The organism is Hymenobacter psoromatis (assembly GCA_001596155.1).
Classification (GTDB): domain Bacteria; phylum Bacteroidota; class Bacteroidia; order Cytophagales; family Hymenobacteraceae; genus Hymenobacter.
This window is the reverse complement of sequence record CP014771.1, coordinates 103,829-130,050: the sequence shown is the minus strand read 5'-3', so window position 1 is coordinate 130,050 and position 26,222 is coordinate 103,829. Positions and strand designations below refer to the sequence as shown.

Here is a 26,222-nt window from a genome sequence, read left to right as displayed (position 1 = left end):
TCAACGCCGGGCGGGGGTAAGCCCCGCACCCTACTTTGCGAATCATTCGCGCGTCTCTCTTTCGGAACGTACTGCGGCGGCCCGGCCGTTAGGCACGCAGCTACCGCGGCGGGGGCGCATCTTTGCGGGCGCGTGCCGGTTTGGCGGGCTTTTTTCGTTTCTTGCGCCGCGCTGGTCCATAGGCGCGTTTCTGCTCTTGCTGTCTACTGCTTACTCTCCCTGGTTTATTTTGCTGTGCCTGGCCGTGGGCGCGGGCTACTCGGCGCTGCTCTACTCGGCGCGGGCGCCGTGGAGCCGGGCCGTCAACTATGCGCTGGCGGGGCTGCGCTTCGGGGTGGTGAGCTTTCTGTGCTTTCTGCTGCTCTCGCCGTTTATTAAAACGACGACGACCCGCACCGAGGCCCCGACGGTAGTTTTGGCCGTGGATAATTCGCAGTCCGTTAGCTTGTTTACGCCGGCGGCGGCGCTGAGCCAGCTCACCGCTGGTCTGCCCCGACTGGCGGCCACGCTGCGCGAAAAGGGCTTTCGGGTCGAAACCCGCACGCTCACCCGGCCCGAGGCCAACCCCGATTCGCTGCGCTTCACGGCCAGCCGCACCGACCTCAATCAGCTGCTGGCCGACAGCCGCGAGGCCAACGCCGACTACAACCTGGCCGGCGTGGTGCTCGTGAGCGACGGCCTCGTGAACCAGGGCCAGGAGCCGCAGTTTTCGGAATTCAGTTTCCCGATTTTCAGCGTAGCGCTCGGCGACACCATTGCCAAAAAAGACCTGCGCCTCACCGACTTAGTGTATAACCGGGTGGCATTCAGCGGCAATAAATTCCCCCTGGAAGCCGAAATTGGCTACGAGGGCTACGCGGGCGGCGTGGCCACGGTGGAGGTGCGCGAGGGAGGCCGCGTGCTGGAGTCGCGCCGGTTGGCCCTCCCCCCCGGCCAGCGCCGGGTGCGCCTCACGTTTCAGCTCACCGCGCCCGCGCCCGGCAAGCGGCGCTACGAGGTGCGCGTGCTGCCCCAGGCCGGCGAGTTCACGGCCCTCAATAATGCCCGCACGGCCTTTATTGAAGTGGTAAAGGGCAAGCTGCGCGTGCTGCTGGCCGGGGCCGCGCCGCACCCCGACCTTAAGGCGCTGCGAGCCGCCATTCTGGCCAATAATAACTTTGATTTGACGCTGGCCGTGGCGGGCGTGGGCCAGCCCCTACCCCCTTCCGTGAGCTTCGACGTGGCGGTGCTGCACCAGCTGCCGGCGCGCGGCGGCCTGGGCCAGGAGTTGCTGGCGCGGGTGCGCGCCGCCAAGGTCCCGGTGCTGTACGTGCTGGGTTCGCAGTCCGACTACATCGCTTATAACCAGCTCAATGCCGGCCTGAGCGTGCAGCCGCGCGGGGCGCAGACCGACGAGGTGACGCCGCTGCCCAACCCCGGCTTCGCGCGCCTGCCGCTCGATGAGGAAAGCCGCCGCCGCTTCGCGCAGTACCCGCCCGTGCCGGTGCCGTTTGGCGACCTGCGGCTGGGCGCGGGGGCCGAGGCCGCGCTGTGGCAGCAGGTGGGTCGCCTGCCCACCCAGAAGCCGTTGCTGGTGTTTGGCAGCGCCAGCGCTACCCCCCGAGCCGCCACCTTGCTGGCCGAAAACACCTGGCAGTGGCGCTTGCAGGAAGCCGTGGCCCACGACGACCACCCCGAGGCCTACGACCGGCTCATCAGCTGCACGCTCCAGCTGCTGACCCAGAATGCCAATAAAAAGCACCTCGACGTGTACCCGACCCAGGATGTCTTTGGCACGCAGGATGATGTGACGCTGGGTGCCGAAACCTACAATGCGGTGTTTGAGCGCATCTACGACCAGAAAATCACGCTCACGCTTACCGACTCGGCCCGCCGGGCGCGCACCGTCACGTTTGCCAACACCGCCGATGGCTCGCCGCTGCACCTGGGGCCGCTGCCGGCGGGCCTCTACCGCTACCAGGCGCGGGCCACGCTCAGCGGCCAGGCCCAGCAGGCCAGCGGCGAATTATTGGTGCAAAACCAGCCGCTGGAGGCCCAGGAATCGAAGGCCGACCACCACCTGCTGGCCCAGCTCAGCCGCCGCAGCGGCGGCCATCTCTACTACCCCGCGCAACTGGACAAGCTGGCGCAGGATATTGAAAAGGCGAATTTCAAGCCGACGCTGAGCAGCGAGGAAGATTTGAAGGATTTGATAAATCTGAAGTGGCTGTTTTTCGCCTTGGTGGCGCTGCTGGCGGCTGAATGGGCCACGCGCAAGTACCAGGGCGGGATTTGATTTCAGTTAGCAGGACTTTTCGGATATAAAAAGAACGGTCATGCTGAGCTTGTCGAAGCAGCTCTACCGCTTCATCCGCGCCGTGCAACGAACCGGATGAAGCGGTAGAGCTGCTTCGACAAGCTCAGCATGACAAACGACTTCGCACCAGCCCAATTGATAACTGAAACATGCGCTACCTCCTTCTCAATAAGCCTTACGAAGTCCTCACCCAATTCACGGATGAGCACGGCCGCGCCACGCTCAAGGATTTCGTGGCAGTGCCGAACGTGTACCCGGTGGGCAGGCTCGACTTCGACAGCGAAGGACTGCTGCTGCTCACCGACGACAAGCAGCTCCAGCACCGCCTCAGCGACCCGCGCTACAAGGTTAGCAAAACCTACTGGGCGCAGGTGGAGGGCTACCCCACCGAAGCGGCTTTAGTCCAATTGCGCGAGGGCGTGCAAATCAAGGAAGGCTTTACGCTGCCCGCCGAGGCGGCCGCCCCACCCCCCGATGCCACGGCGGCGCTGTGGCCGCGCAACCCGCCCATCCGGTACCGGGCCAGCATTCCGACGAGCTGGGTCGAAATCAGCATTTCGCAGGGCATGAACCGGCAGGTGCGCAAGATGTGCGCCGCCGTGGGCCTGCCCTGCCTGCGGCTGGTGCGCCAGAGTTTGGGTGGCCTCACGCTCAGCGGCTTACAACCCGGCGAGTGGCGCGACCTCACCGCCGAAGAAGTGGCCGACCTGCGCGGCCTGGCCGGGGCCGACGTGCGCCACCCGCGGCCGGCGCGGCCCGCCGCCCTACCCCCCACTTACCGGCCCGGCCCGCGCCGGCCGCGCCCCTGATGCTGCGCCGGCTGCTGTGGACGCTGGCCCTGGTCGTCGTCGTGCTCAACGGGGTGGTGGCGCTCCACGCCTGGCGCTTCACGCACTTTACCACTGACGCCGGCCCGCGCACCCGCAACCCCGAAAAGCTGCCGACCAGCGAAAAAATCAAGGTGATGCTCACGGGCTTAAAAAACCCGAAGCCGGTGAACCTGGGGCCGCCAATATTCTCCTATGAGAATGTGAAGCTGCACAGCCCTAACGGCCAGCTGGCTGCCTGGTATGGGCCGTTGCCGAATGCGCGCGGCATCGTTATTCTCTGCCACGGCTACACCAGCGATAAGTCGCGGCTGCGGCCCGAGGCGGGATATTTTCGGCAGCTCGGCTACGCGGTGCTGCTGCTCGATTTCAGCGGCAACGGGGCTTCGGAAGGCTACCAAACTACCATCGGCTACCGCGAGGCTGACGATGTGGCGGCGGCCTTTCACTGGGCGCAGGCCCGGCAGCCGGGCGCGCTGGTGGTGCTCTACGGCGTGAGCATGGGCGCGGTGGCCATTCTGCGGGCCGAAGCCGAGCTGGGCCTGCGTCCCGCCGCCAATATCCTCGAATGCCCCTACGGCAGTATGCTTCAAACGGCCCGCAACCGCTTCGTAGCCATGCGCCTACCCCCCTTCCCGCTGGCTAACCTGCTGGTATTGTGGGGCAGCGTGGAGAATGGCTACTGGGCCTTCGGCCTGAACGCGGGCGAGTATGCCCGGCGCGTGCCTACCCCCACCCTGCTGCTCTGGGGCACCACCGACCCACGCGTGACGCGCGCCGAAACGGATACCATTTTTGCGCACCTGGCCGGACCTAAGCAGCGGGTCGATTTCGCGGGCTCGGGCCACGAACCGTACTGGCCCAAGCACCCGCGCCAGTGGCAGGGGGTAGTGAAGCGGTTTCTAGCGAAGTAGCGCGAACTTTCCAGTTCGTGCGCGAGCAAAGCGAGCATTGTCGTTCGCGCCGCGCGCTGCCACCTGCTCGCTTTGCTCGCGCACGGACTGGAAAGTTCGCGCTACTTCGCTAATGCACCAGCACGGCCGCTGGCGGCGTGGCCCGGTCGTCGGTGTAGTGCGTGTGCTGGGCGCGGTAGGTGCGCTCGAAAATCAAGGGGAAGATGAACAGCGTCAGCAACGTGCCGGTGAGCAGGCCGCCGATGACGACGATGGCCAGGGGCTTGCTGGTTTCGGAGCCGATGCCGGTGCTGAGGGCGGCCGGCATGAGGCCAATGATGGCCATGAGGGCAGTCATCACCACCGGGCGCACCCTGGAGGCTACCCCCTCGGCCAGGCTGCGGTCGAGGCTCATCTTGGCCAGCATGTTCTGCTTGAAGACGCTGATGAGAATCACGCCGTTTTGAATACAGATACCAAACAAGGCGATGAAGCCGATACCGGCCGAAATCGAGAAGTTGGTGTGCGTAATGAGCAGCATCGCGATGCCGCCAATGAGGGCAAACGGCACGTTGAGCAGCACCAGACCGGCATCTTTCAGGTTGCCAAACAGGATGAACAGGATGAAGAAAATGAGCGCCAGCGAGATGGGCACCACCTGCGCCAGGCGCTGCGAGGCGCGGCGCTGGTTCTCAAAGTCGCCGGTCCACTTCATGGAATAGCCTTTGGGCAGCACCACCACTTTGTTCACTTTTTCCTGCGCCTCGGCGATGGCCGAGCCCAGGTCCCTACCCCGCACCGAAAACTTGACGGCCGAGAAACGGGTGTTGTCGTCGCGGTAAATCAGGCTGGGGCCGGTCACCTGCTTGATGTCGGCTATCTCGTTCAGGGGCACGGTTTTGCCGCTCTGGGTGGGCACCATGAGGGCGGCAATCTCGGTCGGGCTCTCGCGGAACTGCGTCTCGTAGCGCACCCGGATGGGAAACTTGCGCTCGCCCTCATACATCTGGCTGGCCTGCTTACCGCCCACCGCCATTTCGAGCACGGCGTTGGCGTCGCTCTTGCTCACGCCGTAGCTGGCCATGCGGCGCTCGTCGAGGTCGGCATGCAGCTCGGGCTGGCCGATGTTGCGTAGCAGGCCCAGGTCGTCGATGCCAGCTACTTTTTGCAGCACTTCGAACACCTGGCGGGCCTTGCCTTCCATCAGCTTGAGGTCGGTGCCGTAGATTTTGACGGCGATGCTGCCTTTCACGCCCGAGGCGGCTTCCTCCACGTTGTCGGTAATGGGCTGCGAGAAGTTGAAATCTACCCCCGGAAAGCGGTCCAGCTTATCCTTCATGCGCTCGATGAGCGCTTCGCGGTAAGCCTTGTGCTTCATGTTGTTCTGCACCTCGTCGGTGTGCTTGATTTGCACCAGAAACTCGTTGTTGTAGAAGCCCGTGGGGTCGGTGCCGTCGTTGGGGCGGCCGGTCTGGCTCACCACGTCGCTCACCTCCGGGAAACTGATGAACACGCGCCGCATCTCATTACAGAGCTTGTTCGACGCGTCGAGCGAGATGCTTAGCGGCAGCTGCGCCCGCACGTAAATGCTACCCTCGTTCAGCTCGGGCAGAAATTCGGTGCCCAGAAACTGATACATCCCGATGCCCGCCACCACGATGGCGGCGGCCGCGATGAGACTGGCCGTTTTGCGGGCGTAGGTGAACACGAACACTTTGCGCGCGCCCTTATTAATAGCGCGCAGTAAGAAATTTTCCTTTTCCCGCACGTTTTTGCGCAGCAAAATCGAGGCCAGCACCGGCACCAGCGTCAGCGTAAAAATCAGCGCGCCGAGCAGGGCGAAACCCAGCGTCCAGGCCAGCGGCGAGAACACCTTGCCTTCTACTTTCTCGAAGGAAAAAATCGGCAGCAACGCGGTGATAATGATGGCTTTGGCAAAGAAAATCGACTTGCCCATGTCGCGGCCGGTTTTCTTGATAATGCCCAGCTTGGCGAGCTTGTTGAAGCGCTCCATGCCCACCTCGTGGGCCTTGTGGTCGAGCGCCACAAAGAGGCCTTCCACCATCACCACGGCCCCGTCGATGATGATGCCGAAGTCGATGGCACCCATGCTGAGCAGGTTGGCGCTCATGCCCTTCAGCCGCAGGCAAATGAAGGCAAACAGCAGCGCCAGCGGAATGATGATGCTCACAATCACCGTAGTGCGCCAGTCGGCCATGAACAGGAAAACAATTACCGTCACGAAAATCATGCCCTCGGTGAGGTTGTGAATCACGGTTTCGGTCGAGAAGTCAATCAGGTTCTGGCGGTTGTAGAACGTGCTGATTTTCACGTCGGGCGGCAGAATCTTGTCGTTCAGCAGCTCCACTTTGGCTTGCAGCAGCTTAATGACTTCCGACGGGTTTTCGCCCTTACGCATCACCACGATGCCTTCCACCATGTCGTCGTTGAGGCCGCGGCCCACCTTGCCCAGGCGGGGTAGGGCCGACTCGCGCACCTGCGCCACGTCCTTCACCAGGATGGGCGCGCCGTTTACGGTCTTCACCACCGTGTTGTTGATGTCCGAAATATCGTTGAGCAGGCCAATGCCGCGCACCACGTAGTTCTGCTGACCTTGATTTATCACGTCGCCACCCACGTTAATGTTGGAGCGCTGCACGGCGGTGTAGAGGTCCAGCGGCGTGAGGCCAAAATCCTGCAACTTGCTGGGGTCCACCGATATTTCGTAGGCTTTCACCTCGCCGCCGAAGCTGTTCACGTCGGCCACGCCGGGCACGGCCTTCAGGTTGCGCTCAATAACCCAGTCCTGAATGGTTTTCAGCTCGCGGGTGCTTTTGTCCTTGCTGGCCAGCGTGTAGCGGAAGATTTCGCCGGTGGGGCCGTAGGGCGGCTGCACCTCGGGCTCGGCCCCCTCGGGCAGGTCGGCCCCGGCCAGCAGGTTGTTGACCTGCACGCGGGCGAAGGCATCGTCCACGCCGTCGTCAAAAATCACTTTCACCACCGACAAGCCGAAGAGCGTGGTCGAGCGCACGCTGGTCTTTTTCTGCACCGGGTTGAGCGCGATTTCGATGGGCGCGGTCACGAACTTCTCAATCTCCTCGGCCGAGCGGCCGGGCCACTGCGTGATGATGGTGATTTCGGTGTTCGTCACGTCCGGGAACGCCTCGATGGGCGTGTTCCGGTAGCTCACTACCCCGGCGATAATCGCCGCCAGCGTGAGCAGAAAGATAAACCCCCTGTTTTTGAGCGAAAAGGCAATAATGCCCTGGATAAACTTATTCACTGCGCTATTAATGAGTTAGTTATAATCGCCTGTCATTGCGAGCGCAACGAAGTGAAGCGCGGCAATCTTTCCTTCACGTAAGGGTTACTAACCCAATTCATGCGAACGACCAGGAAAGATTGCCGCGCTGCGCTCGCAATGACAAACGGGCTTATAGTCAGTCGTTCAGCTCGTCGTACACGAGCAGCTGGTTTTTGGTCACGATGGCGTCGCCGGCCTTGATGTTGCCGCTCACGTAGCTGATGTCGCCCACAGTTTTAGTCACCTTCACGGGATGAGTTTCCACGTCGGTGCGGCTCTTGTACACGAGCACGAAATGCTGGTCCTTGTCAAAAATCACCGAGCTGGCGGGCACGGCCAGCTCCTTCTGCTTTTCGGTGTTCAGGATATGCACCTGGGCGTACATCTCGGGCTTGAGCAGGTAATCGGGGTTTTGGAGGCGGATGCGCACTTTCAGCGCCTTGCTGTCGGGGTCGAGCACGTTGAAGACCTTATCGACTACCCCCTTAAAATGCTTGTCGGGATAGGAGAGGGTAGTAATGTCGGCCTGGTAGCCCAGCTTCACTTTGGCAATGTCCGACTCAAACACGTTGGCCAGCACCCACACCTGGTCGAGGTCGGCGATGGTAAAAAAGCCATCGGCATCGGTGTTGGCATTGGTGTACTGCATCCCCTGCGTCACGTTCTTATCGGTGATGAAGCCCGAAATCGGGGCCTTAATCACGTAGTGCCCATCCTGCGACACGCCGTAGATGCCGAGCTGCTTGTTGGTTTTGCCCAGGTTGCTCTGGGCTTTGCGCAACTCCTCGCGGGCCAGCACTACGTCGCGCTCAGCGGCTAGGCCAGCCTTAAACTGGTCCTCGGCCACGCTCAGGTTTTTGCTGGCAATGGCCACATCGGTGCCGGCGGTGCTGTTCTGGTTTTGCACGTCGGCAATTTCGCCCGACCGCACCACGGCCAGCACCTGGCCCTTGGTCACGTGGTCGCCCAGCTCCACATTGAGCTTTTCCACTACCCCCCCTACCAGGGGAAATATCTTGGCGGTCTTGTCACCGTTGGTCACCACCTGGCCCGAGAATGACTGCTCGCTGCGCACGGGCTCCAGGCGCACGGTATCGAAAGCTAATTCCTTGAGCGTCTGGTCAGAAAGCGAGAACTTTTTGGCCGTTTTGGCCTCGTCCGCACTAGCCGTTTCCGCTGACTTAGAACAGGCTCCCAGACCGAGGCCCAGGCTCAGCAGCAACAAATAATTTTTCATTGTATTAATTTATTCTTTTTGATTTCTTAAAATCCTAACCCGCTGACAACTCCTACCCAGGAGCTGGAAACAAGGAACCCAAACTCCTACTCCGCCCGAAAGAGCGTGCGGCCCGTGGCCAGGTTGACGTTTTCGAAGGCGCGCATCCGATTGGCCCGCAAGGTGTTGAGCTGAATGACGTTGTTTTTGTAAGCTTCGTAAAAGTCCAAGTATTCGACCACGCTTATCAGGCGCTTGGTGTAGCTCTGCTCGATGTTGTCGATGAGGCGGGCGAAGGGGGTAGTGTCGCGGCTGGTGTGCTGGTAGAGGTCATCCTGGCGCTGGGCCACCTGGTAGGCCTCGTGCACCTCGCGCCGCACCACCAACTGCTGCTGGGCCGCCTGGGCCTGGGCACCATTAATCTGGGCCTTGGCCGCCTGAATATTACCCTGGTTGCGGTTAAAAATCGGCACCGCTAACCCCAGGGTAAGCGACTGATAATCGGCAATGTATGAGCCAAAACGGTCATAGCTATACCCCACTGCCAGGTCGGGCGTGGCCACGGCGCGCTGCAGGTTCAGGTTCAGGTTCTGGCGCTGCACCTCGGCGCGGCGGGCCAGCAGGTCGGCGCGGCGCACCAGCGCCGTATCGGTCAGCTGGGTCTCGGGAAAGGGGGCCAGCGACAGGTTCTGCACCCGGCCGGAGTTAACCACGGGCCGGTAAGCCGAGCGCGTTGAGTCGCGCAGCAGAATATGCAGGTCGGCCTGGGCACTGGCCTGTTCGGTCACGAGGCCCAGCCGCTCACTTTCCAGCGTAAACAAAAAGGCTTTCAGGCGAATAACTTCTTTGAGTGCGATGTTGCCCTTCTCAAACTGGCTCTGGTAGAGGTCCACGGTGTGGTGCAGCGACGGAATCTCGTTGTCATAGACGCGCAGCGTCTGCTGCCGGAAATAGATATCGTAGTAGGTGGTGCGCAGCTGAAAGCGCAGGTTGCGCACCAGGTCTTCCAGGTTGAAGGTTTCGACCACGGCCGCTTGCTGGGCCGCTTTGCCCGCCGCCCGCCGCCGCCCGGCCAGCGCAAACAGCTGCTGGGCCTGAAAAGCAAACTGGTTGCTAGCCCGGCCACTCCCATCGTCGAGCTGGCGCTGGTGCAGAACTTGCAGCAGGGCATTCTGGTCCAGCTGGATGGTCGGGTTGTCGATGAGGCGGGCCTGCACGGCCAGCGCCTGCGCCGCCGTGATGTTGTAGCGCTGAGCCAGCACCTGCAGGTTGTTTTGCACGAAGCGCTGCTCGGCTTCGGGCAGGGTCAGGCGCACCGTATCGACGGGCGGGGCGGGCGCGCCCGCCGGCAGCTGCGCGGAAGCGGCCGGAGCCAGGCTTAAGCTCAGCCCTGCCAGCAGCACGCCGGCCCTCACCAAGCGCGCTGGATTAGCCCGAGTGGCCGCCACTGAAAGAGCTGGCCGACAGCGACGAATGGCCCCAAAAATTCTTTGTGAAATCACTTTCTTACTTTAAATATCTTGCCAGGCATTTAGACAAAGCTAACAGGAAGAAAGCGGACTTCATTCATCAGACCAACATATTCATTAGAAGCTCATTATAAAGAGGTTAGAAACCGATTAGAAGGAGATTAGAAACCAATTAGAATTGAATTATAATCAGCCGAAAAAGCCCCTGGCCATTGGGGCCAGGGGCTTGCTTAGCGCCTCAAAAATAGTGGCTTACTTATGCCGCTCTCGCTCCTGCTTGCTGCTATATACCCACTCGTACACGGCCGGCAAAATAAGCAGCGACAGCAGCGTGGCCGTGATGAGGCCGCCGATAACCACGATGGCCAGCGGCTTCTGGGTTTCGGAGCCGATGCCGTGGCTGAGGGCGGCCGGCAGCAGGCCCAGCGAGGCCATGAGGGCGGTCATCACCACCGGGCGCAGCCGCGAGCGGGCACCGTCCTTGATGGCCTGCACCAGGGGCATGCCCTCGCGCATGTTCTGGCGAAATTTGTTGACCAGGATAACGCCGTCCTGGGTGGCCACGCCGAAGAGGGCGATGAACCCTACCCCCGCCGAAATCGAGAAGTTGACCCCGGTCAGCAGCAGCGCCGCGATGCCGCCGATGAGGGCAAACGGCACGTTGAGCAGCACCAGCACCGAGTCGAGGGCATTGCCGAAGGAGATGAACAGGATGAAGAAAATGGCTAATATGCTGATGGGCACCACGATGGAGAGCTGGCGCTGGGCCCGCTCCTGGTTCTCAAACTCGCCGTTCCACTGTGCGCTGTAGCCTTTGGGCAGGGCCACGTTTTTCTTCACCAACGCCTGCGCTTCGGCAATGGTGCTGCCCATATCCCTACCCCTCACTGAAAACTTGATGGCGATGAAGCGCGAGTTGTTCTCGCGGTAGATGAAGGCCGGGCCGGCCACGTTGCCGATGTCGGCAATTTCCTGGAGCTTCACCTTGCCGCCGTTCAGGTTGGGTACCAGTAGGTTACCAATTTGGTCGGGCGTCGAGCGGTAGGGCACGTCGTAGCGCAGGCGCAGGTCAAACTTGCGCTCGCCTTCGAAGACCTGGCTCACGGCCTTACCCCCTATCGCCATTTCAATGACAGCGTTGGCATCGGCGGCAGACACGCCAAACTGGGCCATCTTGTCGGGGTCGAGGGTGATGTGCAGCTCAGGCTGGCCCAGGTTGCGGAAGATGCCAAGGTCTTCAATGCCCTTTACCTTTTTGAGTTGGGCATAGACCTCATCGGCCTTCTTATCGAGGAAGTTGAGGTCGTCGCCACTGATTTTTACGGCCATCGAGCCCTTCACGCCCGACACGGCTTCCTCCACGTTGTCGCTGATGGGCTGCGAGAAGTTGAAATCTACCCCCCGGTAGTGGGCCAGCTTGGCCTGCATCTCGGCAATGAGCTCATCCTTAGTCACTTTGCGCTTCCACTGGTCGGCCGGGTAGAGGTCCACGAAGAATTCCTGGTTGAAGAAGCCCGTGGCATCGGTGCCGTCGTTGGGGCGGCCGGTCTGCGAAATCACACCGCGCACTTCGGGAAACTGCTCAAAGTCCTGCCGAAACTGCTTGGTGAAGTGGTACGAGTCTTCCAGGCTGATACTCAAGGGCATGGAGGCGCGCACGTAGATGCTGCCCTCGTTGAGGTGGGGTAGGAACTCGGTGCCCACGAAGTGGAAAGCCCCGATGCCCATAACCAGCGCCACCAGCGCGCCGCCCATTGCCCGGCGCGGGTGGCCCATCACCTTGTCGAGCAAGGGCGAATAGTTGCGGTTCAGGAACTCGATAAGCGGGTTGTGACGCTCCCGCACGTTCTTACGCAGCAGGATGGACGAGAGCACCGGCACCAGCGTGAGGGCCAGCAGCAGCGCGCCCAACAGGGCGAAGCCCAGCGTGTAGGCCAGCGGCGAAAACAGCTTGCCCTCGACTTTCTGGAACGAGAAAATCGGAATCAACGCCGTGACAATGATGAGCTTAGACGTGAAGATGGACTTGCCCATCTCGGTGCCCGTGTGCAGGATTTTGCTCAGCTTCGCCCGCTTGTTGAAGTTTTCCATGCCCTCGTGCTCGGCCCAGTGGGCCAGCATCACGAAGAGCCCTTCCACCATCACCACGGCCCCGTCGATAATAATGCCGAAGTCGATGGCGCCGATGCTCAACAGGTTGGCCGTCATGCCTTTCCAGCGCATCAGAATGAAGGCGAAGAGCAGGGCCAGCGGAATTACCATCGCCACCGTCACCGTGGTGCGCCAATCGGCCAGAAAAAGAAGCAAGACAATGGTTACCAGCGTAATACCCATTACCACGTTCTCGCCCACCGTGTGCAGGGTGTGCTCGTTGAGCTCGGTGCGGTCGTAGAACACCTTGATTTTCACGTCGCTGGGTAGCACGGTCGTGTTCAGGTAGTCCACCTTGGCTTCGAGCAGGGGTAGCACGGCGCCGGGGTTTTCGCCCTTGCGCATCAGCACGATGCCTTCCACCACATCGTCGTGGTCGTCGCGGCCCACGATGCCGAGCTGCGGCAGGTTGGAGGTGTGAACGTTGGCAATGTTGCGCACCAGCACCGGCACGCCGTTCACGTTTTTGATGATAATCTTCTCAATATCAGACACGTTCTTCACGATGCCGATGCCGCGCACCACGAACGACTGCTGGCCTTCGCGCACGATGTCACCGCCCACGTTCACGTTGGCGCGCTGCAAAGCTTGGAACACGTCGAGCGCCGTGAGGCCATATTTGGTGAGCAGTGGGGGCGTCACGGCCACCTCGTAGGTTTTCACCTTGCCGCCGAAGCTCACCACGTCGCCTACCCCCGGCACGGCCTTCAGGTTCTTCTCAATCACCCAGTCTTCCAGGGTTTTAAGGTCGGTTGAAGACCGGGTTTTGGAAGTGAGTGTGTAGCGGTAAATCTCGCCGGTGGGGCCGGTGGGCGGCTGCACTTCGGGGTCCACGCCGTCGGGCAGGTTCACGTTGGCCAGCTTCTGGGCGGCTTCCATGCGGGCATTGAAGTTGTCGGTGCCGTCCTCAAACACGATTTTGATGAACGACAGCCCAAACAGGTTGATGCTGCGAATCACCGTTTTGCGGCTTATCGAGTTCATTTCCGTCTCAATCGGGATGGAGATGAAGCGCTCCACTTCTTCGGCCGACCGGCCGGACCACTGCGTGATGATGACCACCTCCGTGTTGGTCACGTCGGGGTAGGCCTCCACGGGTGTGTAGTAGAAGCTCACCGCGCCCGCTGCCACCACCAACGCGGTGATAAAGAAGATGATGAACGGGTGTCTCAGCGAAAAGCCGATGAGCCCTTTGATGAATTTATTCATTGCTAAGTAGTTGACTTTTAGTCGCCCTCCGCGGGCACCTCACCCCCCGGCCCCCTCTCCTGCGGAGAGGGGGAGCCTGACGATTGCCGACCGGTGCATGACCGTTGCTCTCTCTCCGCAGGAGAGGGGGCCGGGGGGTGAGGTGCCCGCGGAGAGCAGCTTAAACCTAATCCGTTAAATCATTAAACAGCAGCAGACTACCTTCGGTCACAACCTGGTCGCCGTTCTTAAGGTCGCCCTTCACGTAGGTGTATTGCGAGGTGGTGCGCACCACCTGCACCGGCACCACACGGTACTTACCGGGGCTGTCCTGCTTCACCACAAAGTAGTTGTCCTTGCTGAAAATCACCGCTTTCGGGTTTAGCGCCAGGTCTTCGCCCCCATCTTTGAGTTGCAGAGACACGGTGCAAAACATATCGGGCTTGAGCAGGCCGTCGGGATTGGGCAGCTCCACGCGGGCTTGCAGCACGCGGGTGTCGGCGTCCACCACGTTGGAAATGTTGGTGATGATGCCCTTAAACTGCTTGTCGGGGTAGGCCAACGCGGTGATAATCACCGGCTGACCTACTTTTACTTCCTCCACGTCGGTTTCGTACACGTTAATCAGCACCCAGACCCGGCTCAGGTCCGAGATGGTGAAGAGCGGCGTCGAGTTGTCGGGCCGCAGCTGCATGTTAGGGTTGATGTTGCGGGCCACCACGTAGCCGCTCACCGGGGCCTTCACCTGGTAGATGGGCTGGGCCGTGCCGCCGGTGCTGGCCCCGTACAGCTTGAGTATCTGCTGACTACGGTTAAGCGTCGACTGGGCCTTGACCAGCCCCTCGCGGGCCGCGACCAGGTCGGACTGCGAGGCGAAGTTGGTTTTGTAGAGCTGCTCGGTGTTGTCGGCGGTGCGCTTGGCCAGAGCATAGTCGCTCTTGGCACCGTTGTAGTCGTTGAGGTAGCCACTGACGTCGGCACTCTGCACGGTGGCCAGGGCCTGGCCCTGCGTCACGTGCGCGCCCAGGGCGGCATTCACGCTCAGCACGTTGCCGCTCACCACCGGAAACACCTGGTCCACGCGGCGCTGGTCGTAGCTCACCTTGCCCGTAAAGCGCATGTCCTGCACCAGGTCGCGGCTTCTTACGGTGTCGGTGCGGTAAGTCGATTCGGTATCCTTGGTGTTGGTGGGCAGCTCGGGTTTGTTGCCGCCGCAGCCAGTCAGGCTCAGGACCGGGGCGGCCAGCAGGCCCGCGATAAGCAGGCGAAAGGTCGTTTTGGGGAAGGACTTCATTGTTGGAATGAGGAATAACCAGCCATCTGTCATTGCGAGCCTGCGAAGCAATCGCACCAGAACGAGTCGTTCGGGTTTCGTGCGGGTGCGATTGCTTCGCAAACTCGCAACGACAAATGCTTTCATTCTCAATTAATTAAAACACTTTAGCGTTGGTGGCGAAGTTGACTTGCTGCTCGGCTTGCAGCAGGCGGCTGCTGATATCGATGAGGCCGAGCTGGGCTTCCTTATAAGCCCGGAACTTGTCGATAAAGCTCACCAGGTCGATGAGGCGGCGGTTGTAGTCGGCCACGGCGTCGCGGCTCACGTTGGCGGTGCGGGCCAGGTAGTCGGGCGTGATGCTCTGGCGCAGCCCAATGGCCCGTTGCAGCTGCTCGTAGGCGCTGGCCACGTCCTGTTCCACTTGCAGATGCACGCCGTTCAGGGCAAAGCCCGACTGCTGAATGCCAACTTTGGCCGCCTGTACGTTGCCCTGGTTGCGGTTGAAAACCGGCAGGTCGATGGCCGATTGCAAGCCGAAATAGTGGACGTAAGTATTGCCCTGGCTGGCATAGTCGGCACCCACCAGCAGCTTAGGCACGGCCAGCGAGCGCTGCACGGCCAGGTTTTGCTGGGTGTAGGCCGTTTGCTCGGTGGCGGCGCGCAGGTCGGGGCGCAGGGCAAAAGCCTGCGTTTCGAGGTCGGCCAGGGCGGGCACCGTGGCTGGTGGGGGGGGTAGGAACTCAACGCCCTCGGGCACCACGAACACCGAGCCGGGCGTGGCCAGCAGCACGCGCAGCGTGGCCTGGTCCTGCGTAAGTTGGTTGAGCTGGTCGCTGCGGTCGCGCTCCAGGCTCTGCTGCTCCAGCTCCAGGCGCGTCACCTCATACGAGGCCACCGTGCCCAGGCGCAGGCGCTCGCGGTAGCCGGCCAGCAGGCGGCCCAGCTGCGTGCGCTCCTGCTCCGTAAAATCCAATTTGCGGCGCTCGGCCACCACGTTGTAAAACGACTGCACCAGCTGGAAGCGCGCCTGCCGCAGCAGGTCCTCAAAAGCTGCCTGCTGCACCGCCACGCCCGTGCGCGAGAGCTGCACCAGCTTGCTGCGCCGCCCCGAAATATCAATCAGCTGCTGAATCTGGGCCACGAAGGTGCCGCCCGAGGGGTTCAGCGGGTCGGTTTGGCGGCCCAGCGGGAAGAAGCTTTTGGTATTCGGATTATACGCGTTCACCTCCATCTGGAGGTTGGGGTTGTCGCGCAGCAGCGCCTGCCGGATGGCCGAATTGGCCACGTCAATATTAAAGTGCTGGGCCAGCAACTGGAAGTTGGCCTGCATAAAGCGGGCCTGCGCCTGGTCGAGCGTGACGTGCAGCGTGTCGGTAGGGGTAGGCGACAGCGCGGCCCCCTGAGCCAGCCCCATCGCCACGGGGTACGCGCCAAACGCCCCAGTATTGGCCGCCCCGGAAGGGGTAGGGCTGCCCACGCCGGGGCTGCTTAAGGCCCCGCCGGGGCGGCTCAGGGCCCCGCCGGGGCTGGTGAGCGGCGCGCCCGGCTGCCCAAACGTGGGCGTGGCGCTGGGCTGGCCAGGAAGTTGGGCCGGGGCAATGTTACCCTTGGGCCCCGGCACCTGGCCGGTAGTGGTGGCGGGCACGGTGGCCGGGGCCGGCGTGGCGGGCAGCGGCGCACCAGTGGCCGGGCGGGCCGCATTGGGCATGGGCATCTGAGCCCAGCCAGCCACGGCGGTCAAACTTAGTCCCCCGGCTACGGTCAGGGTTCGAAAGGCAAAATTCGGGAAACGCATAATGGGCAAAACTGCCGGCCGGCCGCCGCGCCGCGGCAGGCCGCGTGGCAACTGACAAATGCAGCTGTGAAAGGATAATACAAAGCTCCGTTACCCACATTAGGTCCTTATTAGAGGCACATTAGAAATGAATTAGAAAGATGAATTTCTTAAAAAAACTTCATCTTTTTTCAGTTCAACCACCAAATAGCAACTCGGCCACCGTGCCCCGGCCGGGTTCCGAGCGCAACGTAAGCGTGCCGCCGTGCAGGCTGGTGATGCGCTGGGCCAGCGGCAGCCCCACCCCGTGCCCCACCACCCCCCGCACCGCCGCCGACCGAAAAAACGGTTGAAACACCTGCCCCAAATCGTCGGCGGCAATGCCTACCCCCCCGTCGGCCACGCGCACCAGGCAGCCCCCGCCCGGCTGGCAGCGCAGGCTCAGGAGCACCCGCTGGTCGTCGGCCGAGTATTTGAGGGCATTATCGACCAGATTGCCCAGGGCCCGCGCCAGCAGGCCGCGGTGGCCCGGCACCACGAAAGCGGCTGGGTCGGCGGGTAGCTCAGCGAGGTCGCCCAGGTCTATCTGCACCCGCGCGCGCTGGGCTGGCGCCACGGCCTCGCGCACTTCCCACAGCAGCTCGTCGAGGCGCACTTCCTCGGTGAGCGGCACGTTGCCATCGGCCTGCGCCATGTCCAGCAAGTTATTAATCAATGTTTTAAGCTGCTGCAATTCACCCAAAACCGAGGCCGCGCCTTCGCGGTAAGCCTCCGGCGAGCGCTCACGGGCCAGCAGCACCTGCAGCTCGCCAATGCTGGCCGTCAGGGGCGTGCGCAGCTCGTGCGAGGCGTTGCGCACGAAGGTGCGCTGCCCCTCGAAGCTGGCTTCGAGGCGGCCCAGCAGCCGGTTGAAGGTGCGGGCCAGGCGCGTGAGCTCGTCGCGCTTGCTGGCGCGCAAAAAGCCTTCATCCACGCGCTGGTGCAGGTCCTGGGCCGTGATGCGGTCCACCTGGTCGTTGAGGGCGGCGATGGGGGCCAGCGCCCGGCCCGCGAAGCCCCGCCCTACCCCATAGATAACGAGCAGGCTCACCACGAAAATCACGGCCATAATCGTGGCCAGGCTTCGCAGGCGGCGCTGGCCATACACGTTTTCGGCGGCGGCCACGATGGTGTAGTCGCCCTGGTTATCCTGATAAAACAGCCCGACCGCCTGCCGCTGGCCCAGCTGAAAATAGTATTCTTTATTAATGACGATGCGCGCCAGGATGGCATCAGAGAGCCGCACGCGCTCATCTTCGGCCACGAAGCGCACCCGGCCGGCCGCGTCATATACCTGCAACACCTCGTTGCTGAGCGCCTGAAGGTATTTTTTCTCGAAGTCGCGAAAGGCACTGGCCCGCATCTCGTCCTTTTCGAGGTAGATGTAGGCCGTCACCTGCGCCCGCTCGCGCAGCCGCTGCCGAAACTCGCGTCGCGAAGAGGTCAGCTGCAACACGAACACAAGGGCCAGCACCGCGAACAGCAGCACGGCCACGATACCTAAAAACAACCAGGTCAGCCGGTTGCGAATAGTAACGCGGTAGAGAAACGCGTAGCGCGGAAGGGAGGCCATAGCTCGTTAAAGATAGCGCGGGGGGTAGGGCGGCTATTCTTCCCGTAGCACGTAGCCCATCCCTACCACCGTATGAATCAGCTTCTTATCAAAACTCTTATCCACTTTATTGCGCAGGTAATTTACGTACACGTCAATCACATTGGAGCCCGTGTCGAAAGAATCTTCCCAGGTGTGCTCCGCTATTTCGCCCCGGCTCAGCACGCGGCCCTGGTGGCGCAGCAGCAGCTCCAGCAGGTTGAACTCGCGGGCCGTGAGCTTGATGGGCTGCCCGGCGCGGGTCACGGTTTTGGCCGCCGTGTCCACCGTCAGGTCCGCCAGGCTCAGCTGGTTGCCCTTGGTCGAGCGGCGGTCGCGGCGGCGCGTGAGCGCCCGCACCCGCGCCAGCAGCTCCACGAAGTCGAAGGGCTTAATGAGGTAGTCGTCGGCCCCGCCATCGAAGCCCAGCAGCTTGTCCTGCGTGGTGCCCAGCGCGGTAAGCATCAGAATAGGCAGCTCCTGGTCCTGGGCGCGCACGGCTTTGAGCACCTCCAGGCCACTCTGGCCGGGTAGGATTACGTCCAGAATAAGCAGGTCGAATTCCTTACTCAGCGCCAGCCGCTGGCCAAAAGTGCCGTCGTAGGCCACTTCCACCTCGTAACCTTCCTCCTCCAGCCCGCGCCGAATGAAAGCCGATACCTTAGGCTCGTCTTCGACTAGTAAAATCTTGGTTGACATGGTATTAAGTTTAACGTAGCGCGAACTTTCCAGTTCGTGCGCGAGCGTAGCGAGCAGGCGGCACCGCGCGCCGCGAACGACTATGCTCGCTGGCGCTCGCGCACGAACTGGAAAGTTCGCGCTACTGCCTACTCATCATCATAATCCAGGCCCAGGCAGCTGTTCAACGCCTGCTGAATCTCGCTGGCGGCGTGCAGCTGTCCGGCCTTGCGGCTCACTACCAAGCCTTTGCGATACACCTTCTCAGCCTCGTCCTTCCTGCCAAAGCCTTCGAGCAGCTTGCCGGCGTGGTAGTAGGTGCCCACGTAGTCGGGGTGCGCAGTCAGTAACTTTTCGTAGAATTCCCAGGCGCGCAGCGGCTCGGCCGCCCGATATTCGGTGGCCAGGGCATAAATCGTGAACGGGTCAGTGGGGTCGGCTTCGTAAAAAGCTAACAGCTGTTGCAGGCGGCCGGGGGCATTCATGGGCGGGGTTTGGGCTATCTTTGGAGCAAAATTGCGACTTTCAGGCCGCATTCTGGTTGTAGGTAAGGTCGAAAGACCTTTTTTGGCCTGGCAACTGTTATGCAAGCCGACTACTTTTGCCTTCTTCTCTCACCCTACCCTTGCTTACATGAAGTTTCTGGTTTGCATTTCCAACGTTCCCGACACAACTACCAAAATCGCCTTTACGCCCGATAACAAGGAGTTTAACAAGGCCGGGGTGCAGTTTGTGATTAACCCCTGGGACGAATACGCCCTGACCCGCGCCATCGAGCTGAAGGAGGCCAACGCGGGCAGCACCGTGACGGTGCTCAACGTGGGCGAGGCCGATACGGAGCCCAACATTCGCAAGGCGCTGGCCATTGGGGCCGACGACGCCATCCGGGTAAACGCCGCGCCGAAGGATGCTTTTTTCGTGGCCGAGCAAATCGCGGCCGTCGCCAAGGAGGGTAGCTACGATGTAATTCTGATGGGTAAAGAAAGCATTGATTACAACGGCTTTCAGGTGCACGGCATGGTGGGCGAGCTGCTCGGCATCCCGACCGTGGCCCCGGCTATGAAGCTGGATATGAGCGGCAACACCGCCACGCTGGAGCGCGAGATTGAGGGCGGCAAGGAGATTGTGCAGGTTGCTACCCCCTTCGTGGCCTCGTGCCAGCAGCCCATGTGCGAGCCCCGCATCCCCAACATGCGCGGCATTATGACGGCCCGCACCAAGCCCTTGAAAGTGGTGCCCGCCACCGCCGGCGCGCCCCGCACCGAGGTTACGGAGTTTGCCCTACCCCCCAAAAAGCTGGGCGTGAAGCTCATCGACGCCGCCAACGCCGGCGACCTGATTAAGCTGCTCCGCAACGAAGCGAAAGTCATTTAAGTAATAAAAACAGCTGTCATTGCGAGCCTGTGAAGCAATCGCACCCAAACGATGCTCGAACGATTTCGTTCTGGTGCGATTGCTTCGCAGGCTCGCAATGACAGATATCCTCTTAGCTAAATAACTCAACGATATGTCAGTTTTAGTAGTAGTTGAATGCGATAAGGGCGAAGTGAAAAAGTCTTCGCTCGAAGTGGCTACCTACGGCGCGCGGCTGGCCGCGCAGCTCGGCACCAGCGCCACCGCCGTGGCCGTGGGCGAAGCCTCCGATGCCAGCCTCGCCAAGCTTGGCGAGCAGGGCATCGCCAAGGTGCTCTATGACAAGGAGCCGCGCCTCAAGGACTTCGTGAACAATGCCTACACCAAGCTCATTGCTGCTACTGCCCAGCAGGAAGATGCCAAGGTGATTGTGCTGGCCAACAGCAACATCGGCGCGGCCGTGGGCTCGCGGCTGTCCATCCGGCTGCAAGCCTCGCTGGCCACCAACGTGGTCGAGTTGCCCAAAACCGAGGGCGGCCAGTTTACGGTGAAGCGCGGCGCGTTTTCGGGCAAAGCGTTTTCGGACGTGGTGCTGACCGGCGAGCGCAAGATTATCGCCGTGAAAAAGAACTCCATTGAGGCGCAGCACGAAGCCGGCAAAACGGCCGAGGTAGTCGCTTTCGCCGCCCAGCTCAGCGACGCCGACTTTGCCGACGCGCCCAAGCAGGTGGTGATGCAGGACCAGGCCGGCGGCATTTTGCTGCCCGAAGCCGAGTTGGTCGTGTCGGGGGGTAGGGGCATGAAAGGCCCCGAAAACTGGCATCTTATTGAGGACCTGGCCAAAGCGCTGCACGCGGCCACGGCCTGCTCGAAGCCAGTAAGCGACGTGGACTGGCGCCCCCACCACGAGCACGTGGGCCAGACGGGCATCACGGTTTCGCCCAACCTCTACATTGCCTGCGGCATTTCGGGGGCCATTCAGCACCTGGCGGGCGTCAACTCGTCGAAGGTGATTGTGGTGATTAACAAAGACCCGGAAGCGCCGTTCTTTAAGGCAGCCGACTACGGCATCGTGGGCGACGTGTTTGACGTGCTGCCCAAGCTGACGGCGGCCGTAAAAGAACTCGGCTAGGTGAGCGCTGGCGCCGCTGCCAGCTATTGCTTTTACTATCAACGTCATGCGGCACCCACCGCATGACGTTTTTTTGTGCTTTTTCAACCAATAACGCCGCGTTTAGTAAGCTATTTCCGGCCGTTGTTGCTTTATTTGTCGTAAAGACTACCCATTATCCGTTTCCAGGACCCGAAACGCCCCCCGCGACCCTTGAAAAAAATCCCGCTCGAAATTCTGGGCCTCTCCTCTTCGCAATCACAGTCCGGCTCGTTCGCCCTTATTCTGGGTGAAAAGCACGGCAACCGCCGTCTGCCTATCATTATCGGCATGTTTGAGGCGCAGAGCATTGCCATTCAGATTGAAAAAATCAGTCCCAACCGGCCCCTCACGCACGACCTGTTCAAGGCTTTCGCCGAACATGTGCACGTGGCCATTCTGGAAGTGGTTATCTCCGACCTTAAAGAAGGCGTTTTTTACTCGCGCATCGTGTGCTCCGACGGGGCCACCACGTTTGAGATTGACGCGCGGCCTTCCGACGCCATTGCCATTGGCCTGCGCTTTGGCGTGCCCATTTTCACGGTGGAAAGCGTGCTGAGCGAGGCCGGCATCATTCTTTCGGACCTCGACGAGGCCGGCGAGGAGGATGACGACGACCGCGACGACGACGACGACGAGGAAGGCACTGACGAGGCGGCCCGCCCCGCGCCCCGCGCCGCCGAGCCCAGCGGGCAGGTTTCACTCGATGAGCTAACCAAGATGCTGGCCCAGGCGCTCGAAAAAGAAGACTACGAAAAAGCCGCCAAGATTCGCGACGAGCTAAATAAGCGTAACGGCTAATTTTACTCGCTCTCCGCAACTGTCCCGGCCGAAAAATCGGCCGGGACTTTTTCTTACGCTATTTTTACAACTTTCTGTAAGTTATGTCATTATCCGTATCGCAACGCGGGCAAAATATGCCAGCCTCACCCTTTCGCAAATTAGCGCCCTTTGCCGAGGCCGCCAAGCAACAGGGCAAGCACGTGTATCACCTCAACATTGGCCAGCCCGATATCGCTACCCCCCCCAGCTTGTTTGAAGCCGTGCGCCAGGCCGACATTCGGGTGCTGGCCTACAGCCACGGGGCGGGCACCGACAGCTACCGCCAGAAGCTGCGGGCCTACTACCACCGCGCTGATATTGAAGTTGATACGGAAGAGATACTGGTGACGACGGCCGGCAGCGAGGCCATCTTGTTTGCGCTGCTCACCTGCCTGAACCCCGGCGACGAGCTGGTGGTGCCTGAGCCATTTTATGGGGCCTACACGGCCTTTGCCATCGCGGCAGGCGTCACTATCGTGCCCGTGACGGCTACCATCGACAACGGCTTTGCCCTACCCCCCCTGGCGGCCTTCGAAGCCGTGATTACGCCGCGCACCAAGGCAATTCTGCTCTGCAACCCCAGCAACCCCACCGGCCACGTATATAGTCGCGCCGAGCTGGAAGGCCTGCTGCGTATTTGCCAGCGCCACCAGCTTTTTCTGCTCTCGGATGAGGCTTACCGGGAATATTGCTACGACGGGGCGCGCGCCACGAGCGCGCTCAATCTGGCGGGTGGCGCGGACCACGTGGTGGTGCTGGACACGATTTCGAAGCGCTACAGCGCCTGCGGGGCGCGGGTGGGCTCGCTGGTGACGCGCAACGCGACCGTGTTCCAAACGGCTTTCCACTTTGCCCAGATGCGCATCAGTCCGCCCGGCCTGGGCATGCTGCTGGGCGAGGCCGCCGTGGCGCTGCCCGAAAGCTACTTTGATGAGAACCGGGCCGAGTATCAGGCCCGGCGCGACCTCACGGTGCGCCGCTTGCAGGCCATGCCGGGCGTGCGGTGCCCCAGGCCGGGCGGCGCGTTCTACGTGATGGCCGAGCTGCCCGTGGACGACGCCGAGCGCTTTGGCGAGTGGCTGCTGACCAGTTTCAGCTACCAGAACGAGACGTTGATGCTCTCGCCGGCCAGTGGCTTTTACCAGACGCCCGGCCTGGGCGCGCGGCAGGTGCGCCTGGCCTACATTCTGAATCTGCGCGACCTCGACGCGGCCCTCACCTGCCTCGAACAAGCGCTGCTGGCCTACCCCGGCCGCACCCGCCCGGCCGCGGTGGCCGCAGAGCGTGCGGTAAGCCTCAGCTTGCCGGGCTGAGGAAAATCAGTCGATAGCGTTGTTATTTGGGGTGATTTTCGAGTTGATGCGAAGCAATAGGAATGGAAGAGGATAAACCAAAAGCTGAAAGCCCAGCGCCTGGTTTTTTTGATTCGTATTTTTTAATTTTTTCACCAAAGCCAGCGAGCTAAAGCTTCCCCTACCCTCTTATGCAAACCGCTACTGCTCCTCCCGCCACTGCCACCCACGACTATTCCAGGGGAATGCGCATCTGGCACTGGGCCAATGCCACGCTGGTGTCGGGCCAGCTCTTAACCATTCTTTTTCAGATGGTTATTGTGAATGCCCGGAGCGCGGTGCCGGAGTTTCAGGCGGCCATTACCAAGAGCGGGGGTAGCCTGACGCAGCAGCAGGGCCGCGCGCTGGCACACGTAATAAGCGAGCGCATCTGGACCTGGCACGTGTGGATTGGTCTGACGCTGGCGTCTTTCTGGCTGTTCTGGACGGTGATGCAGGCGCTTGACCCGGCCGGCCGGCGCTTTGGGGCGCGGCTGATGGCGGCGGCCCGGCGCTACCGGCTGGCCGCCCCCGCCGAGCATGCCGACGCCCGCGAGGCCCTGCTGGCCAAGCTTACTTATGCGGCGTTCTATTTATTTATTACCATTATGGTCACCACGGGTCTCATCATGGTCTTTAGCGATGATATGCCGTTTTTACACAGCATCGAGCACACGGCCAAAGAGATTCACAACGTGACGATGTATTTAATTATCGGCTACATCGTGCTGCACGTGGGGGGGGTAGTGTGGGCGGAAGTGACGGGTGACCACGGCCTGGTGTCGCGCATGGTGAGCGGCCCGGCGGACGAGCAAACTCCCCGGAACTAATAACGAACGGTAGTTAGGTTGGCGCGGGAAAGAGTAGCTTTGCGATTGCTACCCCTCTCTTCCCACCCGCCATGCTCAAAACGAAAAAATCGGTTAAGCGCGAGCTTATCCTGACCGAAGCGGCCAAGCTTTTCAAAGACCGGGGCTACGGCGGCACCTCCATGCGCGACCTGGCCGGGCAGGTGGGCATGGAAGCGGCGAGCATGTACAACCATATCAAGTCGAAAGACGAGCTGCTGGATACCATCTGCTTCCGCATTTCGGATTCCTATATTTCGCAGCTGCGGGAGACTGCTGAGCAAGCTATTCCGTACGGAGAGAAAATAAAGGCGCTGGTGCAGCTACACATTCGCCTGATGGTGGAGGACGGCGCGGCGGTATCGGTGGCCAACCACGACTGGAAATACCTGCCCGAGCCGCGTCTCACCGAGTTTAAGCAGGCGCGCAAGACCTACGAAAAGGGGTTTGCCGCGCTGATTGAGGCGGGCATCGCGGCGGGCGAATTTCGGCCGGTGAATGTGTCGGTGGCGCTGTTTACGGTGCTGTCGGCAGTGCGCTGGGTAGAGCTGTGGTATCGCCCCGGCCGCGGCCTGACGGCCGAAGAACTGGAAAGCAACATCCTCACGGTGCTGCTGGGCGGCCTGGAGCGGCCGTAGCCACGGGCCCCTACCCCCCCTGTCGACGGCCCGCTTACCAGGCACCGATGCCGCGCCAGAGGCGGCGGCGCAGGGCACCATCGTTGCGCCACACGGCGCGCAGCGGCAGAATGGCCGACGCCGTGACCACGGCCGCCAGCGCTATACGCGCCCACCACCACGGCAGAAAATATAGCCCGGCCGCCACGCCAAGCGTGCAAAAGCTCATGAGGGTAGAAACGTTGTTGCGCATGTTCACGAAATCAACCATCCTGATTACCGCCTTGGCCTGGTAGAGACTACCCCACCAGCCCACGCTGAGCTGCGCCGCCGCGCCCAGCGGCAACAGCCACAATAGCGGCCAGAAAGAAGCCGGAAACAGCAGCAGCAGCCCCAGCGCCGTGCCCAGGCACTCGACCAGCACCACCGGGCCGGCCAGCTGCAAGTAGAGCCGCGGCAGGCGCGGCGTGAGGCCCAGCCGCAGCAACTCGTTGGCCGTCAGCTCGCGCAGGAAGCCAAATAGGTTATTATTGACATAGGTGAAGTTAACGCTGGGCACCAGAACTAGGTAGAAAAACGAATTAGTGACCAGCTTGCCTTTCTCCACGAGGTATAACCCGGTGATAATAAACAGCAAGGCTTTGAGCACCTGTCCTATTAGCAGGGGCAGCCAGGTTTTGCGGCCATATACTTTCCAGACCAGGGGTAGGCGGCTTAGGGTTTGGGCAGCGGGAGCTTCGGTCTCGGCGGGCAGATAGCGGGCGCTGAAATACGGGCCGAGCCAGTAGAGCTGCGCCGCGCCCAGCAGCCAGGGCAGCAGAGCCATGCCCACCCCTAGCGCCTGGTGGTGGGGGGCGGTGGGCCAGGCCAGCCACGCCAGCATCAGGCCCAGGCTGGCGAGGTGGGCCAGCAGCAGCGGGTGCCGCCAGCGACGCAGCGCCACCAGCAGCCGCACGTTGAAGCTGAGCATGCTGGCCCCCAGCACCAGCAGCAGGCTGAAGCCCGGCACCAGCGCGTGGCGCGGAGCCACGGCCAGCGCGGCCAGCAGCACGGCCACTACCAACACCCGGCGCAGTGTGAGCAAATCGAGCAGAAAGGCCGTCACCACGTTCAGCCGGGCCGATACCGGAAAGTGCTCGGGCACGGTGCGCACCACCGGCCGCAGGGACGGGAAGAAGTCGATGAGCAGCGCCGACACCAGCCACAGTGCGTTGAGGCCAACCAGCATCTCGGGCAAAAAATGGCGCGGGCCGGCCGTCTGGTGATTCAGCATATAGCCCAGGCCGGCACCGTAGGCCAGCATGAGCGCGAGCAGCAGCAGCGTGATAGCGCGCTCGCCGCCATCATCGGCCCACAGCACGGCGCGCAGGCGGCAGCGCAGCAGGTAGGGCAAAAAATG

At 61.6% G+C, this 26,222-nt stretch carries 18 protein-coding genes and 1 pseudogene; 9 read left to right on the top strand and 10 right to left on the bottom strand.

Translation table 11 applies throughout. From position 1 onward, the window contains the following. Positions 1–232 precede the first annotated feature (232 nt). The 3 genes and pseudogenes from A0257_00565 (at position 233) to A0257_00555 (ending at position 4,037) form a co-directional block, all read left to right on the top strand. Positions 233–2,275, top strand: a complete 2,043-nt coding sequence (locus tag A0257_00565) for a hypothetical protein (GenBank protein ID AMR29568.1) — start codon at positions 233–235, stop codon at positions 2,273–2,275. Between the two features lie 110 nt (positions 2,276–2,385). Then, positions 2,386–2,988: pseudogene (locus A0257_00560) on the top strand (hypothetical protein). A 116-nt stretch (positions 2,989–3,104) separates the two neighbouring features. Then, entirely contained in the window at positions 3,105–4,037 is a 933-nt protein-coding gene (locus tag A0257_00555; protein AMR25725.1) for a hypothetical protein, read from the top strand. Between the two features lie 109 nt (positions 4,038–4,146). Here the strand turns inward: A0257_00555 and A0257_00550 are convergent, their stop codons facing one another. The 9 genes from A0257_00550 to A0257_00510 all read right to left on the bottom strand — a co-directional run bounded on the left by A0257_00550 (position 4,147) and on the right by A0257_00510 (position 19,187). Beyond that, complete coding sequence (locus A0257_00550) at positions 4,147–7,299, bottom strand: cation transporter (protein ID AMR25724.1); 3,153 nt, start codon at positions 7,297–7,299, stop codon at positions 4,147–4,149. Between the two features lie 157 nt (positions 7,300–7,456). Further along, the gene (locus tag A0257_00545) at positions 7,457–8,557 is read right to left on the bottom strand and encodes an efflux transporter periplasmic adaptor subunit (GenBank protein AMR25723.1); all 1,101 of its coding nucleotides are present in this window, start codon (positions 8,555–8,557) and stop codon (positions 7,457–7,459) included. Positions 8,558–8,643: 86 nt separating this feature from the next. After that, positions 8,644–9,954: a hypothetical protein gene (locus A0257_00540; protein ID AMR25722.1), complete on the bottom strand. Its 1,311-nt coding sequence runs from the start codon at positions 9,952–9,954 to the stop codon at positions 8,644–8,646. A 303-nt stretch (positions 9,955–10,257) separates the two neighbouring features. Beyond that, positions 10,258–13,365, bottom strand: coding sequence for a cation transporter (locus A0257_00535; GenBank protein ID AMR25721.1), 3,108 nt, complete (start codon positions 13,363–13,365; stop codon positions 10,258–10,260). Between the two features lie 166 nt (positions 13,366–13,531). After that, positions 13,532–14,638: a hypothetical protein gene (locus A0257_00530; GenBank protein ID AMR25720.1), complete on the bottom strand. Its 1,107-nt coding sequence runs from the start codon at positions 14,636–14,638 to the stop codon at positions 13,532–13,534. Positions 14,639–14,774: 136 nt separating this feature from the next. Next, positions 14,775–16,334: a hypothetical protein gene (locus A0257_00525; protein ID AMR25719.1), complete on the bottom strand. Its 1,560-nt coding sequence runs from the start codon at positions 16,332–16,334 to the stop codon at positions 14,775–14,777. A 256-nt stretch (positions 16,335–16,590) separates the two neighbouring features. Continuing rightward, the gene (locus A0257_00520; protein AMR25718.1) at positions 16,591–18,006 is read right to left on the bottom strand and encodes a hypothetical protein; all 1,416 of its coding nucleotides are present in this window, start codon (positions 18,004–18,006) and stop codon (positions 16,591–16,593) included. Between the two features lie 33 nt (positions 18,007–18,039). After that, the gene (locus A0257_00515) at positions 18,040–18,723 is read right to left on the bottom strand and encodes a DNA-binding response regulator (protein AMR25717.1); all 684 of its coding nucleotides are present in this window, start codon (positions 18,721–18,723) and stop codon (positions 18,040–18,042) included. Between the two features lie 128 nt (positions 18,724–18,851). After that, complete coding sequence (locus tag A0257_00510; protein ID AMR25716.1) at positions 18,852–19,187, bottom strand: hypothetical protein; 336 nt, start codon at positions 19,185–19,187, stop codon at positions 18,852–18,854. Between the two features lie 148 nt (positions 19,188–19,335). Here A0257_00510 and A0257_00505 point away from each other — a divergent pair, with 148 nt between their 5' ends. The 6 genes from A0257_00505 to A0257_00480 all read left to right on the top strand — a co-directional run bounded on the left by A0257_00505 (position 19,336) and on the right by A0257_00480 (position 24,844). Beyond that, complete coding sequence (locus A0257_00505) at positions 19,336–20,076, top strand: electron transfer flavoprotein subunit alpha (protein AMR25715.1); 741 nt, start codon at positions 19,336–19,338, stop codon at positions 20,074–20,076. A gap of 133 nt (positions 20,077–20,209) precedes the next feature. Continuing rightward, positions 20,210–21,187 carry an electron transfer flavoprotein subunit alpha gene (locus A0257_00500; GenBank protein ID AMR25714.1) on the top strand — a complete coding sequence of 326 codons (978 nt, stop codon included), beginning with the start codon at positions 20,210–20,212 and terminating at the stop codon, positions 21,185–21,187. Positions 21,188–21,379: 192 nt separating this feature from the next. After that, positions 21,380–22,006, top strand: a complete 627-nt coding sequence (locus A0257_00495; GenBank protein ID AMR25713.1) for a hypothetical protein — start codon at positions 21,380–21,382, stop codon at positions 22,004–22,006. Between the two features lie 83 nt (positions 22,007–22,089). Then, complete coding sequence (locus A0257_00490; GenBank protein AMR25712.1) at positions 22,090–23,340, top strand: aspartate aminotransferase; 1,251 nt, start codon at positions 22,090–22,092, stop codon at positions 23,338–23,340. A gap of 224 nt (positions 23,341–23,564) precedes the next feature. After that, the gene (locus A0257_00485; protein AMR25711.1) at positions 23,565–24,188 is read left to right on the top strand and encodes a hypothetical protein; all 624 of its coding nucleotides are present in this window, start codon (positions 23,565–23,567) and stop codon (positions 24,186–24,188) included. A gap of 71 nt (positions 24,189–24,259) precedes the next feature. Then, positions 24,260–24,844 carry a hypothetical protein gene (locus A0257_00480; GenBank protein ID AMR25710.1) on the top strand — a complete coding sequence of 195 codons (585 nt, stop codon included), beginning with the start codon at positions 24,260–24,262 and terminating at the stop codon, positions 24,842–24,844. Between the two features lie 34 nt (positions 24,845–24,878). Here the strand turns inward: A0257_00480 and A0257_00475 are convergent, their stop codons facing one another. Beyond that, complete coding sequence (locus tag A0257_00475) at positions 24,879–26,216, bottom strand: hypothetical protein (protein ID AMR25709.1); 1,338 nt, start codon at positions 26,214–26,216, stop codon at positions 24,879–24,881. Positions 26,217–26,222: the final 6 nt, after the last annotated feature.